This is a genomic window from Kitasatospora misakiensis, from assembly GCF_042656005.1.
In the GTDB taxonomy this organism is placed as follows: domain Bacteria; phylum Actinomycetota; class Actinomycetes; order Streptomycetales; family Streptomycetaceae; genus Kitasatospora; species Kitasatospora misakiensis.
The window spans coordinates 255136-267533 of sequence record NZ_JBHSOF010000001.1; the positions used below are offsets into that span (position 1 = coordinate 255136).

At 73.4% G+C, this 12398-nt stretch carries 12 protein-coding genes and 1 pseudogene; 8 read left to right on the forward strand and 5 right to left on the reverse strand.

Annotated elements, in window-relative coordinates; all coding sequences use genetic code 11:
* Positions 1 to 56 precede the first annotated feature (56 nt).
* Positions 57 to 545: a glutathione peroxidase gene (locus tag ACFP3U_RS01015; protein ID WP_380223114.1), complete on the reverse strand. Its 489-nt coding sequence runs from the start codon at positions 543 to 545 to the stop codon at positions 57 to 59.
* Between the two features lie 227 nt (positions 546 to 772).
* Here ACFP3U_RS01015 and ACFP3U_RS01020 point away from each other — a divergent pair, with 227 nt between their 5' ends.
* The gene (locus tag ACFP3U_RS01020) at positions 773 to 1453 is read left to right on the forward strand and encodes a hypothetical protein (RefSeq protein ID WP_380223115.1); all 681 of its coding nucleotides are present in this window, start codon (positions 773 to 775) and stop codon (positions 1451 to 1453) included.
* Here ACFP3U_RS01020 and ACFP3U_RS01025 read toward each other — a convergent pair.
* Both ACFP3U_RS01025 and gcl read right to left on the reverse strand, forming a co-directional pair.
* A complete protein-coding gene (locus ACFP3U_RS01025) occupies positions 1416 to 1943 on the reverse strand; it encodes a pyridoxamine 5'-phosphate oxidase family protein (RefSeq protein WP_380223116.1) in 528 nt (175 codons plus the stop codon). The genes ACFP3U_RS01020 and ACFP3U_RS01025 overlap by 38 nt on opposite strands.
* A 119-nt stretch (positions 1944 to 2062) precedes the next feature.
* Positions 2063 to 3844: a glyoxylate carboligase gene (gene gcl, locus ACFP3U_RS01030; protein ID WP_380223117.1), complete on the reverse strand. Its 1782-nt coding sequence runs from the start codon at positions 3842 to 3844 to the stop codon at positions 2063 to 2065.
* A 661-nt stretch (positions 3845 to 4505) separates the two neighbouring features.
* On the opposite strand from gcl, the gene ACFP3U_RS01035 reads away from it, so the two are divergent.
* The 4 genes from ACFP3U_RS01035 to ACFP3U_RS01050 all read left to right on the forward strand — a co-directional run bounded on the left by ACFP3U_RS01035 (position 4506) and on the right by ACFP3U_RS01050 (position 8104).
* The gene (locus ACFP3U_RS01035; protein WP_380223118.1) at positions 4506 to 6116 is read left to right on the forward strand and encodes a SulP family inorganic anion transporter; all 1611 of its coding nucleotides are present in this window, start codon (positions 4506 to 4508) and stop codon (positions 6114 to 6116) included.
* A 99-nt stretch (positions 6117 to 6215) separates the two neighbouring features.
* The gene (locus ACFP3U_RS01040) at positions 6216 to 6512 is read left to right on the forward strand and encodes an MTH1187 family thiamine-binding protein (RefSeq protein ID WP_380223120.1); all 297 of its coding nucleotides are present in this window, start codon (positions 6216 to 6218) and stop codon (positions 6510 to 6512) included.
* 90 nt (positions 6513 to 6602) lie between these two features.
* Positions 6603 to 7220: a TetR/AcrR family transcriptional regulator gene (locus ACFP3U_RS01045; RefSeq protein ID WP_380223121.1), complete on the forward strand. Its 618-nt coding sequence runs from the start codon at positions 6603 to 6605 to the stop codon at positions 7218 to 7220.
* 110 nt (positions 7221 to 7330) lie between these two features.
* Positions 7331 to 8104 carry an SDR family NAD(P)-dependent oxidoreductase gene (locus ACFP3U_RS01050; RefSeq protein ID WP_380223122.1) on the forward strand — a complete coding sequence of 258 codons (774 nt, stop codon included), beginning with the start codon at positions 7331 to 7333 and terminating at the stop codon, positions 8102 to 8104.
* Positions 8105 to 8177: 73 nt separating this feature from the next.
* Here the strand turns inward: ACFP3U_RS01050 and ACFP3U_RS01055 are convergent, their stop codons facing one another.
* Positions 8178 to 8459, reverse strand: a complete 282-nt coding sequence (locus ACFP3U_RS01055) for a helix-turn-helix domain-containing protein (protein ID WP_380223124.1) — start codon at positions 8457 to 8459, stop codon at positions 8178 to 8180.
* Between the two features lie 129 nt (positions 8460 to 8588).
* Between ACFP3U_RS01055 and map the strand changes: the two genes are divergently transcribed.
* Positions 8589 to 9356 (forward strand): type I methionyl aminopeptidase, encoded by a 768-nt coding sequence (gene map, locus ACFP3U_RS01060; protein ID WP_380223125.1) that lies wholly within the window; start codon positions 8589 to 8591, stop codon positions 9354 to 9356.
* A 20-nt stretch (positions 9357 to 9376) separates the two neighbouring features.
* On the opposite strand, the gene ACFP3U_RS01065 is transcribed toward map, so the two are convergent.
* Positions 9377 to 10927 carry a ricin-type beta-trefoil lectin domain protein gene (locus ACFP3U_RS01065; RefSeq protein WP_380223126.1) on the reverse strand — a complete coding sequence of 517 codons (1551 nt, stop codon included), beginning with the start codon at positions 10925 to 10927 and terminating at the stop codon, positions 9377 to 9379.
* A gap of 309 nt (positions 10928 to 11236) precedes the next feature.
* Between ACFP3U_RS01065 and ACFP3U_RS01070 the strand changes: the two genes are divergently transcribed.
* Both ACFP3U_RS01070 and ACFP3U_RS01075 read left to right on the forward strand, forming a co-directional pair.
* Entirely contained in the window at positions 11237 to 12145 is a 909-nt protein-coding gene (locus ACFP3U_RS01070) for a universal stress protein (RefSeq protein WP_380223303.1), read from the forward strand.
* Positions 12138 to 12386: pseudogene (locus tag ACFP3U_RS01075) on the forward strand (universal stress protein); the annotation flags it as partial. The gene ACFP3U_RS01070 and the pseudogene ACFP3U_RS01075, both read left to right, overlap by 8 nt.
* Positions 12387 to 12398: the final 12 nt, after the last annotated feature.

The window sequence follows — 12398 nt, forward strand, 5'->3', positions numbered from 1 at the left end:
GGTGGTGGCCCCGGGCCCTTCGGTACCGGCTCGGTACCGGTGGTAGGTGTCCGGGGTCAGGCCGGCAGCACGGCCTCGATCGCGGCGACGACCTCGTCCGCCTCCGGCTCGGTGCGCGGCCGGATCCGGGCCGCCACGGTGCCGTCCGGCGAGATCAGGAACTTCTCGAAGTTCCACGCGACGTCCCCGGCCTGGCCCTCGGCGTCGACGGTCTCGGTCAGCCGCGCGTACAGCGGGTGGCGGTCCTCGCCGTTCACGTCGGTCTTCTCGAACAGCGGGAAGGTCACGCCGTAGGTGGTGGAGCAGAAGGTCTGGATCTCCTCGGCGCTGCCCGGCTCCTGTCCGGCGAACTGGTTGGACGGGAAGCCCAGCACGGTGAAGCCGCGCTCGGCGTACCGCGCCTGGAGCCGCTCCAGGCCGGCGTACTGCGGGGTCAGGCCGCACTTGGAGGCGACGTTGACGATCAGCAGCGCCTTGCCCTTGTAGTCGGCCAGCGAGGCGGCCTCGCCGGTCAGCGTGCGCAGCGGGATGTCGTACAGGCTCACGGGTGGTCCCCTTCGGAGGAGGAGTGGGTGACGAACGGGCGGTGCTCGTGGGGAACGGTAGTCCTTCCCGCCTGCTCAACCACCATCGGCGGGCAGGTGTTCCGGGTTCAGGTCGGGCCCCTTTCGGGTCCGGGTCGGCCTGGACGGCCGGCCGGAAATATCCGGTGATCATGTGGTTTGATGTCCGCTGCTGATCTTCAGGGGAAGAACGAAACGGGGGCACCAGGATGGACAAGTGGCAGCGGCGCGGGCGGAATCTCGCACTGGCGGGGACGATCGCCGCGCTCGCGCTGGGCACCGCCGCGTGCGGTTCCGACGGTGGCAGCGGGTCGGCGTTCGGGGCGAAGGTGGTGCTGTCGGAGCCGGACCAGGTGCGGGACGCGCTGCCGAGCGAGACCTCGCTCCCCTCCGGCTGGAAGCGCTCCTCCGGTGCGAAGCCGCCGCAGGCCGTCACGCAGGCCGACGCGTCCAGCACCTGCCGGAAGAAGCTGAAGGCCGACTGCCTCGGCCTCCAGCTGGGCGGCAACGTCCGGTACAAGTCGGAGACCAGCACCTCCAACGACATCCGGCTCACCCTGCTGACCTTCGACAAGCCGGAGAACGCCGGTCCGGTCTTCGAGGCGATGGTGGCCTCCTTCGAGGAGGAGGAGGGCGCCGCGCGCAAGGTCAGCGTGAAGACCGCCGCCGAGCAGTCGCAGGCCTTCGAGAAGGACGTCGACAAGGACGGGGATTCGGGCCAGGCCGCGACCAAGCTCCTGGCCGGGTCCATGGTGATGCGGGTCGGCGCCGTCGTGTCCCTGATCGAGCTGGACGAGGACGAGCGCGACCACAAGACGCTGAAGCAGTTCGCCGATCTCCAGGCCGAGCGGATCAAGCGGGTCCAGCGAGGCCAGAAGGCGGACGGCTGACACCCTCCGAGGCCGCCGGAACGACCCCCTGGAGCTGCTCGGCGATCGCGGTGAAGTCGCCGCTCAGCCACCGCTCGGGCCGCATCCGGACGGCGACGTCGGCCACCAGCTGCTCGGCGGTGGCGGCCAGGTAGGACCGGGCGGTGGCGGGCGGTAAGTAGCGGTGGGCGAGGGCGGCGCGCTCGTCCGGGTCGATCCGGTCCTCGATCGCCACCACCGGCCCGGCCACGCTCACGTACCGGCAGGGCGGCTGCTCCTGCTGCACGCAGAGCGTGAAGCGGCCGGCCGCCCGGATCCGCCGGGTCTTGACGGAGTCCCGGCCGGTGAGCACGGTGACCAGGCCGCCGGGGTGGTAGGCGTACCAGATCGGGACGGCCAGCGGCGCCCCGCCGGCCCCGGCGCCGGCCCCGGCGCCGTCCCCGGTGCCGTCCACGGCGAGGACGCCGACGTGCACGCCGGCCAGGAAGCGCTCGCGCTCGGTGCTGCTCATCGTGAAGGACACGCTGTCGGCCTCCCGGCGGGAAGGCCCGCGCGCCGCAGTGGCGCGCGGGCAGTCCGTGGTACGTGCCCGTACGACCCCGGCGTGGAAACCCGCCGCCGGGGGGCGCGTCAGAGCGCGAGCGGGCGGATCGCCGTCGGCGCGTGCTCCGGGCGCGTGGCGAGCTCCTCCCACTCCATCACCTTGTCGATGTCGGCGGCGGCCATCGAGATGTTGGTGACCCGCTCCAGGATCGCCTCGACGACGACCGGCACCCGGAACTCGGCGGCCAGCTTCTTCGCCTCCTCGAAGGCCGGCAGCAGCCCGTCAGGCTCGGTGACCCGGATCGCCTTGCAGCCCAGGCCCTCGGCGACCCGGACGTGGTCCACGCCGTAGACGCCCAGCTCCGGCGCGTTGATGTTCTCGAACTCCAGCTTGACCTGGAAGTCGATGTCGAAGTTCCGCTGCGCCTGCCGGATCAGCCCCAGGTAGGAGTTGTTGACCAGCACGTGGATGTACGGGATCCGGTGCTGGGCGCCGACCGCCAGCTCCTCGATCATGAACTGGAAGTCGTAGTCGCCGGAGAGCGCCACGATCCGGCCCTCCGGGTCGGCGGTCGCGACGCCGAGCGCGGCCGGGATCGTCCAGCCGAGCGGCCCGGCCTGGCCGCAGTTGATCCAGTGCCGCGGCTTGTGGACGTGCAGCAGCTGCGCGCCGGCGATCTGTGAGAGGCCGATGGTGGTGACGTACCGGGTCTCCGGGCCGAAGGCCCTGTTCATCTCCTCGTAGACGCGCTGCGGCTTGAGCGGCACGTTGTCGAAGTGGGTGCGGCGCTGGAGCCGCGCCCTGCGCTCCTGGGTGGAGGCGGCCCACCCGGCGCGGTCCTTGAGGGTGCCGGCGGCCTTGAGCTCGGTGGCCGCCTCGACGAAGAGCTCCAGCGCGGCCCGGGCGTCGGAGGCGATGCCGAGCGCGGGGGCGAAGATCCTGCCGATCTGGGTGGGTTCGACGTCGACGTGGACGAAGGTCCGGCCCTCGGTGTAGACGTCCAGGCCGCCGGTGTGGCGGTTGGCCCAGCGGTTGCCGATGCCGAGCACGAAGTCGGCGGCGAGGAAGTTCTCGTTGCCGTAGCGGTGCGAGGTCTGGAGGCCGACCATGCCGGCGTTCAGCCTGTGGTCGTCCGGGACGATGCCCCAGCCCATCAGGGTCGGGACCACGGGGACGCCGGTCAGCTCGGCGAACTCCAGCAGCAGCTCGGCGGCGTCCGCGTTGATCACGCCGCCGCCGGCCACGATCAGCGGCCGCTCGGAGGCCTGGAGCAGCGCGATCGCCTTCTCGATCTGGATCCGGTTGGCGGTGGGCCGGTAGACCGGCAGCGGCTGGTAGGCCTCCGGGTCGAAGTCGATCTCGGTGAGCTGGACGTCGATCGGCAGGTCGACGAGGACCGGGCCGGGCCGGCCCGAGCGCATCAGGTGGAAGGCCTGCTGGAAGACGCCGGGGACCTGCGCGGCCTCCAGGACGGTGGTGGCGGCCTTGGTGACCGGCTTGGCGATCGAGGCGATGTCGACGGCCTGGAAGTCCTCCTTGTGGAGGCGGGCGACCGGGGCCTGGCCGGTGATGCAGAGGATCGGGATCGAGTCGGCGATGGCCGAGTAGAGGCCGGTGATCATGTCGGTGCCGGCCGGGCCGGAGGTGCCGATGCAGACGCCGATGTTGCCGGCGCGCGCCCGGGTGTAGCCCTCGGCCATGTGCGAGGCGCCCTCGACGTGGCGGGCCAGCGTGTGCCGGATTCCGCCGGAGGCCTTGAGGGCGGCGTAGAAGGGGTTGATCGCCGCGCCCGGGACGCCGAACGCGACGTCGACGCCTTCGAGCTTGAGGATCTCCACGGCCGCGCGGGCGGCTGTCATTCGGGGCATCGGGACTCTCCTGCGTCGGCCCGCAGTGGGTCGGAGGGCTCATCTCCAGAATTCCACCATACGGAAGAACGGTTTCTGTATGTGGAAGAAAAGTAGGGCGGGGGTCGTCGGAGCGTCAAGGGGCCGTTCAACAGATTGTGGAGCGGGAGGGTGGTCGGCGCGGGCGGTCGCCGGTTCGAGCGGTCACCCGATGGACGAATGCGCGTACCCGCCCGGCGCGCGGATTTCGACCCGGATGTGGCGCTCACGTGCCGTCGACGTGAAGGGATGGTGGACGAGGTTGGCCCGTCCCGAGGTGCTGGGTACCGTCGGTGCCACGCCGGGCCCGTCATGGTTGCCATGTTCAACAAGGGCCGCGGCAAGGGGATCAGGGACCGTCCGGGGAGCGGGGGAGCTCCGGCCGCCGGGTCCCGTTCAGCACGCTCGACGCGCCGGCCGTCCCGTCCCGCGCGTCCCAGCCGCCATCGCAGCACCGCAGCCACCAGCAGCACAGCGCAGCGCCGCACCCGCACCGCAGCAACGCACTCGCAGCAACGCACCCGCGGCAGCGCGGAAGGAACCTCCCAATGCCTCGACGCCGTGCCCTGTTCGCATGTCCCGCCACCGCCACCCTCACCGCTTCGGCCCGCCCCGCCCCCGTCACCTCTCCGGCGGTGCGCCGATGAACGGTCTGCCCCGCCGACGGAAGAGCCCGCCCGCCGCCCCGCGCCTCAACGCCCCCCTCCTCAACGCCCCCCTCCTCAACGCCCCGCGCCGCGACACTCCCCGCACCCCGGCTGCCATCCTGCGCGCCGTGCCCTGGCGCCGCGACCTCCCCGCCTCCCTGGCGGTCTTCCTGGTCGCCCTCCCGCTCTGCGTCGGCGTCGCCGTCGCCTCGGGCGTACCCGCCGAACTCGGCCTGGTCACCGGCATCGTCGGCGGCCTCGTGGTCGGCGCGCTGCCCGGCAGCTCCCTCCAGGTCAGCGGCCCGGCCGCCGGCCTGACCGTCCTCGTCCACGAGGCCGTCCAGGAGTACGGCGTGGGCGCCCTGGGCGTCCTGGTGCTGCTCACCGGCCTGCTCCAACTCGCCATGGGCGCCCTGCGGTTGGGCCGCTGGTTCCGCGCCATGTCGACCTCCGTGGTGCACGGCATGCTGGCCGGCATCGGCCTCACCCTGCTGCTCGGCCAGCTCTACGCGCTCGCCGACCGCCGCGCCCCCGGCACCGGACCGGAGAAGATCGCCGACCTGCCGGGCCTGCTGCGCGACGCCGTCACCGGTGCCGCCGACCGCAGTGCTCTCGCGCTCGGCGTGGCCACCCTGCTGGTGCTGGTCGCCTGGAAGTACCTGCCGCCGCGGCTCGCCCGGGCGGTGCCCGGCCCGTTGGGCGCCGTCGGCCTGGCCGCCGCCGTGACGGCCCTCGCCGACCTGCCGGTGGCCCGGGTCGAGGTGGCCGGCCTGCTCGACGTCGTCCAGCTGCCCGACCACGCCGCGCTCGGCGCGCTGGCCTCCACCGCCGGCGTCGGCACCGTCCTCGCCTTCACCCTGATCGCCTCCGCCGAGACGCTGTTCAGCGCGGCCGCCGTCGACCGGATGCACCACGGCCCGCGCACCGACTACGACCGCGAACTCACCGCCCAGGGCATCGGCAACACGCTCTGCGGCCTGCTCGGCGCGCTCCCGATGACGGCCGTGATCGTCCGCAGCGCGGCCAACGTCCAGGCCGGCGCCCGTACCAAGGCCTCCCGGGTCCTGCACGGCGGCTGGCTCCTGCTGTTCACCGCCCTGCTGCCGGGCGCGCTCGGCCTCGTCCCGCTGACCGCGCTGGCCGCCGTCCTGGTGCACGCGGGCGCCAAGCTCGTCCCGCTCCGCCGGATCGCCGCGCTCTGCCGCGACCACCGGGGGGAGGCGGCGGTGCTCGTCGTGACCGCAGTCTCGATCATCACCACCGACCTCTTCGAGGGGGTGCTGATCGGCATCGGCCTGGCCGTGGTCAAGTCGGCCTGGCAGACCTCCCACCTGCAGATCGGCGTGGAGGAGCGGCCCGCCGCGCCCGGCACCGAGGAGTCGCCCCTGCGGGTCCGGCTGACCGGCAACGCCACCTTCCTGCGGCTGCCCCGGCTGCTCGACACCCTCGAACGCCTCCCCGCGGACCGCCCGGTCGAACTCGACTGGTCCGGGCTGCGCCACCTGGACCACGCCTGCACCGTCGCGCTGACCACCTGGGCGGCGCAGCACCGGGCCCGCAGCTCCGCCCCGTTGGCGGTCGAGCCGCCGCTGCCGACCGTCGTCTGACCCGCTGGATCGGACGGGGCCGGACGGGGCCTTGGTTAGCCTGGTCACCCGATGGCCGCGGCCGGCCCAGTGCCGCGGCGCGAGGGAGGAGACACCGCTGTGATCGCTGCCTTTTCGGTCACCCCGCTGGGGGTCGGCGAGGACGTCGGGGAGGCGGTCGCCGCCGCCGTCCGGGTGGTCCGCGCGAGCGGGTTGCCGAACCGCACCGACGCCATGTTCACCAGCATCGAGGGGGAGTGGGACGAGGTGATGCCGGTCATCCGGGAGGCGATCGAGGCGGTCAAGGCCTACAGCAACCGGGTCAGCACCGTCATCAAGATCGACGACCGGGCCGGCGTGACCGACGGCCTCAGCAGCAAGGTCGCCACGGTGGAGCGCCACCTCGCCGAGGGCTGAGCCCCCGGGGCCGGCCCGTCCCCCGGGGGCGGGCCGGCCTTCCTCTGCTCTTTCTTGACCGATCGATCTGGAACCGACTACCTTTCAGACATGGCGCGGACCAAGGAATTCGACCCCGACGCGGCACTTCAGTCGGCCCTGGAGCTGTTCTGGTGCCGCGGCTATGAGGCCACCTCGATGGCCGACCTGGTCGAGCACCTCGGTATCGCCCGCGCCAGCCTCTACGCCACCTTCGGCAGCAAGCGCGAGCTCTACCTGCGGGCGCTGGAGCGGTACGGCCAGCAGCAGCAACCGGTCCTGCTGACCGAGCTGTCGCAGCCGGGGCCGGTCCTGCCGGCCGTCCGCGCGCTGGTCCGCCGGTTCGCCGACGAGTCCGCCGAGGACGGCGTGGGCGGCGTGGGTGGCGCGCGCGGTCCGCGTGGTCCGCGCCGGGGCTGTTTCGTCACCAACACGGCGGTCGAGCTGGCCCCGCACGACCAGGACGCCGCCCGCCGGGTGGAGTCCAGCCTGCTCCATCTGGAGACGGTGCTCACCGCCGCCCTGGTCCGGGCCCGCGTCCAGGGCGAACTGCCCGAGGGGCGCGACCCGCAGGCGCTGGCCCGGATGCTGCTGGTGCTGTTCCAGGGCATGCGGGTGATCGGCAAGGCCGGCGACGGCGCGGCCCGCCTGCGGGACGCCGCCGACCAGGCCCTCGCCCTGCTGGACTGACCCGCCCGCGCCCGCCCCTGCGCATCCTCCCCGGAGCCTCGTCGGGCCCATTTTTCTGTCCTGATACTGAACCGAACGGTCTAAATAGACCTCGATCGAGGAGCACTCGCATGACCCTCACCACCGCCGCCCGCTTCACCGGCAAGTCCGTCCTGGTCACCGGTGGCGGCAGCGGCATCGGCCGAGCCGTCGCCCTCGCCTTCGCCCGGGAGGGCGCCCGCGTCGCCGTCGCCGGCCGCACCCTGAGCGCTCTGGCCGAGACCGTCGCGCTGATCGAGCAGGAGGGCGGTACCGCCGTCGCCCTGGTCGGCTCGGTGTCCGACGCCACGGACGCCGCCCGCCTGGTCGAGGAGACCGTCGAACGTCTGGGCGCGCTCGACGTCGCGGTCAACAACGCCGGCGTCCTCGGTGGCATGGGCCCGATTGCCGACATCGCCGAGGAGGAGTGGCGGCGGGTCATCGACACCAACCTCACCGGCACCTGGCTCGCGATGAAGCACCAGATCACCCACCTCCGCGCCAACGGCGGCGGGGCGATCGTCAACATCTCCTCGAACCTCGGTACCCACCTCCGCATGGAGAACCTCGGCGCCTACGCCGTCTCCAAGGCCGCCGTCGCCACCCTCACCCGCAGCGCCGCCCGCGACCACATCGCCGACGGGGTGCGGATCAACACGGTCAGCCCGGGCCCGATCGACACCACCATGTCCTCCCGGCCCGGTGAGACCGCCTCCGACAAGGCGGACCGGATGAAGAGCAACGTCCCGGTCGGCCGGGCCGGCGCCGTCGAGGAGGTCGCCGCCGCCGTCCTGCACCTCGCCTCCGAGGAGTCGGCGTTCACCGTCGGCGCCGACCTCGTCCTCGACGGCGGCGTCACCGCCTGAGCCCCTCCGCCCCCAACCCGGGGCCGGTCCCCAACCCGGGGCCGGCCCGGGGCGCCGGCCCCGCCGCCTCGCGTCAGGCCGACAGCGCCTCGGCCGCGCCCTCGCCCGGTCCCGGCAGCACGGCCGCCGCGGCGAGCTCGTCCAGTGACAGCCCCAGCGCGTACGCCAGTGCCGCGACGGTGAAGAACGAGGGCGTCGGCGCGCGCCCGGTCTCGATCTTGCGCAGCGTCTCGGCGGACACACCGGCCGCCGCCGCCACCTCGACCATGCTGCGCTCGCCCCGCGCCTCGCGCAGCAGCACACCGAAGCGCTCGCCGCGCTCGCGTTCCCCGGGGGTCAGCGGAGTCCTCACCATGCCCCCGATGGTAGGCCACCCCGGTCGCCCGGCGTCCACCCTCCCGCCCCTCTCAACCCCCTCCCGACCCCCTCCCGACCGTGATACAAATACCGGTATAAGAATTGGAGCTAGGCTCGGAGGGGTCCCATGGTGGAGTTCAAGTCGGAGGCGGCACTGGCCGCGATGCGGGAGTCGGGGCGCGTGGTCGCCACCGCGCTCGCGGAGGTGGAGCGGGCCGCCGGGGTCGGAGTGAGCCTGCTGGAACTGGACGAGGTCGCCCGGGAGGTGCTGCGCAAGGCGGGCGCGACCTCACCCTTCCTCGGCTACCGGCCGTCCTTCGCCCCGGTGCCCTTCCCGGCCGTCATCTGCGCCTCCGTCAACGACGCCGTCGTGCACGGCATCCCGACCGGCTACCGGCTGCGCGACGGGGACCTCGTGAGCATCGACTGCGGCGCCCTGCTGGACGGCTGGGCGGGCGACGCCGCCGTCAGCTTCACCGTCGGCGCGCCCCGCCCCGAGGACCAGCGGCTGATCGACACCGCCCGCCGCGCCCTGGCGGCCGGCATCGCCGCCGCCGTCGTCGGCAACCGCACCGGCGACATCGCCCACGCCATCGGCACCGTCGCCCGCGGCGCGCGCTACGGCCTGCCGGACGGCTACGGCGGCCACGGCATCGGCCGCCGGATGCACGAGGACCCGCACCTCCCCAACGAGGGCCGCCCGGGCCGGGGCTTCCCCCTGAAGCCGGGGCTGGTCCTCGCCATCGAGCCGATGCTCGTCGCCGGCGGCACCGACACCCACACCACCGACCCCGACGGCTGGACCGTCCGCACCACCGACGGCACCCGCGCCGCCCACGTCGAACACACCGTCGCCATCACCGAGGCCGGCCCCCGCGTCCTCACCCTGCCCTGACCTGGGGGCCGGCGCGGCGGTTACGCCGCCGAGTACCAGACCTGGGCGGCGGTGCCGTTGCAGGTCCACAGGTTCAGCGGGACCCCCGGGGTCGTCGTGGACTTCGGGTCGTCCAGGCACTTCCCGGACCCGGGGTTCAGCAGGTACCCGGTCGGCGACACCAGCCACTGCTGCGCCGCCGAACCCGAGCAGGGGGCGAGCTGGACCGGGCTGCCCGCCGTCCCGGTCGGACCCGCGTCCAGGCAGGCGCCGGTGGAGAGCCGCAGGGTGCCGTCCTTGACGACCTGCCAGTTCTGCGGCGGGGTCGGCGTGCTGTTGCAGCCGTGCAGGCTGACCGAGGTGGCGTTCTCGACGCCGCCGCTCAGGCAGAGGTTCGCGGCCTTGTTGGTGAACGACGTCCAGAGCGGCTGCCCGCCGTACGGGTAGCGCCAGTCCTGGCCGCTCGCGCCGCAGCTCCACAGGACCTGCTGCGTGCCGTCGGCGGTCGAGGCGGCCGGGTCGGCCAGACAGAGGCCGGACTGCGGGTTCACCAGGCCCTTGCCGTTCGGCGTCCACACCTGGGAGCCGGTGCCGTTGCAGGGGTACAGCTGGATCGGGGTCCCGTTGTCGCGCCCGCCGTTGGTGACGTCGAGGCACTTGCCGAGCGCCTTGACGGTGCCGTCGTTGCCGACCGTCCAGGTCTGGCCGGGGATCGCGGCGCAGTCCCGGATGTCCACCGGCAGGGCGTCGGCGGCCGGGTCCGGCGCGCCGTTCCCGGCGTCGAGGCACTTGCCGGGCAGCCCGGACGTCACGTTGCCCGTCGGCAGCCCGTCGGCCGGCTGGTACGAGAACGAGTTGGTGGCCAGCCCCGCGCCGCCGTTCCAGATCTCGAAACCGGCCTGCACCGAGCAGAGGACGCCGTTCGCCGGCACGAAACCGCGGACCACGGCGTCGGCGGTGATCGTACGCAGGTTCAGCGCGTAGACCGAGGTGGTGGGGTTGGTCATCAGATAGCTGATCACCTGCCGCCCGTTCTCGGGGTCCTGGAACTGGTGCACCTGGTACCCCCGCCCGCCGAGGGTGACCGGCTGGGCCGCGGTGCCGAGCGGGACGGGCCCGCCCTGCCGGGTGAGCCAGATCATCAGCTCGTGCCCGGTGGTCGGACCGCACCCCTGTGCCGAGTCCGCGTACCAGAGGTCGTACGCCGCGTTGTACTGACCGGGCACCCCGGTGGTGGTCCGCCAACCGGTCAGCGTGTCCCCCATGGTCGCCACCGGCGCGGGCAACTCCCCAGGCCGCGGCACGTACTCGATCCGCGTGTACGCGCCCGGCGCGCCCGGCTTGGTGTTGGTGGCTTTGGTGAGGTCGCTGCGCGTGACGGTGAAGTTCGGCCCCCCGTCACTGCTCATGCACACCTCGGCCTTCGAGTTCCACTCGTCCGGCATGATCCGGTACCGGCCCCCGCCGACCGTCGCCGACCCGAACGGCCCGTCCACCGACGTGCACAACGACACCACCGGATCCGCCGCCCGCGCCACCCCACCGGGCACCACCCCACCCAACAGCAGCGCCACCACCCCGACCCCCCACACCCACCGAAGCTTCCCGCCCACCGATTCCCCCATCCACCGAAACCCACCCGCCCCCTCACCGGGGACGCGCCCAGACTCTAGCCCTCACACATATCCCTTGACCCGTGCACGGCACATCGTCCCCGGTGGTCGCCCCTGCCGCAGCCGCCTCCGGCGCTCCGGGACGACGTCCGGAGGCGGCTGCGAGGTGGGGCGGGACCGTCGGTCGGGTGGCGGGGGCGTTGGACTCTGGGTGGATTGGGAGGGGGTGGGGTGCGGCCGGGGGTTGGCTCGGTGTGATGGGTGGAGGCTGTGGTGGCCGGTTTCGTCGTGGTCGGGGTCGATGGGTCGCCCGAGAGTCTTGCGGCTCTGGAGTGGGGGGCCGAGGAGGCGGTGGGGCGGGGGGTGGCGTTGAAGGTGGTGCTGGCCTGGCCGAGGGTGGTGACGCCGTTGTCGGTGCTCGGGGCGGTGGATTTGGCGCATCGGCAGGCGGACGTGACGCTGCGCGAGGCGGAGTTGCGGGTGCGGGAGCGGTGGCCGGAGTTGGGGGTCGTGGCGGTGCAGGTGCCGCACGATCCGGAGCGGGAGCCGGTGGAGGAGGCGGGGGAGGAGCCGGGGGCGGAGATCCTGGTGCTCGGGTCGCGGGGGCTCGGGGCGGTGTCGGGCTTCCTGGTCGGGTCGGTGAGTCAGCGGGTGCTGGCCAAGGTCGGGTGCCCGGTGGTGCTGGTGCGGCGGGGGGAGGGGGAGGCAGGGGAGGCGGGCCGGGAGGTGGTGGCCGGCGTCGATCCGTACGAGGGGGCCGAGGAGGTGCTCGCCCATGCCTTCGGGGTGGCGGAGCGGTGGGGGCTGCCGCTGCGGGCGGTCTACGGCTGGACGCTGCCGGTGGCGTACCAGTACGCGGGCATCGCGGCGAGCGTCGACGTGTCGGGCGAGATGCAGGCGTTCGCCGAGGGTGAGCTGACCCGGGTGGTCCAGCCGTGGCGGGCGCGGTACCCCGGGGTGACAGTGGTCGAGGAGGCCCTGAACGCCCGGCCGGCGAAGGTGCTCGCGGAGCGGGCGGCGGCGGGCGCGGAGCTGGTGGTGATCGGGCGGCGGGTCCGGCGGTCGCCGCTGGGCGCACATGTCGGCGCGGTCGCGCACTCCGTGCTGCACCACGTGCCGTGCCCGGTCGCCGTGGTGCCCTACGAGCGGACCCCCGACGAGAAGCGCGAGCGAGAAGCGGGAGGCGGCGATGAGTGACCCGGTGCTGGTGGGCGTCGACGGCTCGGAGGCGAGCCTCGCCGCCGTGAACGTCGCGGTCCGCGAGGCGCGGCTGCGCGGGTGCGGACTGCGGATCGTGCACGCGTTCATCTGGCCGCTGGTGGTCGGTGCCCGGGGGAGGGGCGGGTTCGCGGGCATGCTGCTGGGCTCGACCAGTCAGGCGATGATCCAGCACGCGCACTGCCCGGTGGTGGTGGTCCGGCACGAGGCGGAGTCGGCGGGGGCTTGAAGA

Coding starts and splice junctions, on each gene's coding strand:
- ACFP3U_RS01020 (WP_380223115.1), top strand. CDS start 773: ATGGACAAGTGGCAGCGGCGCGGGCGGAATCTCGCACTGGCGGGGACG.
- ACFP3U_RS01025 (WP_380223116.1), bottom strand. CDS start 1,943: ATGAGCAGCACCGAGCGCGAGCGCTTCCTGGCCGGCGTGCACGTCGGC.
- gcl (WP_380223117.1), bottom strand. CDS start 3,844: ATGCCCCGAATGACAGCCGCCCGCGCGGCCGTGGAGATCCTCAAGCTC.
- ACFP3U_RS01035 (WP_380223118.1), top strand. CDS start 4,506: ATGAACGGTCTGCCCCGCCGACGGAAGAGCCCGCCCGCCGCCCCGCGC.
- ACFP3U_RS01045 (WP_380223121.1), top strand. CDS start 6,603: ATGGCGCGGACCAAGGAATTCGACCCCGACGCGGCACTTCAGTCGGCC.
- ACFP3U_RS01050 (WP_380223122.1), top strand. CDS start 7,331: ATGACCCTCACCACCGCCGCCCGCTTCACCGGCAAGTCCGTCCTGGTC.
- ACFP3U_RS01055 (WP_380223124.1), bottom strand. CDS start 8,459: ATGGTGAGGACTCCGCTGACCCCCGGGGAACGCGAGCGCGGCGAGCGC.
- map (WP_380223125.1), top strand. CDS start 8,589: ATGGTGGAGTTCAAGTCGGAGGCGGCACTGGCCGCGATGCGGGAGTCG.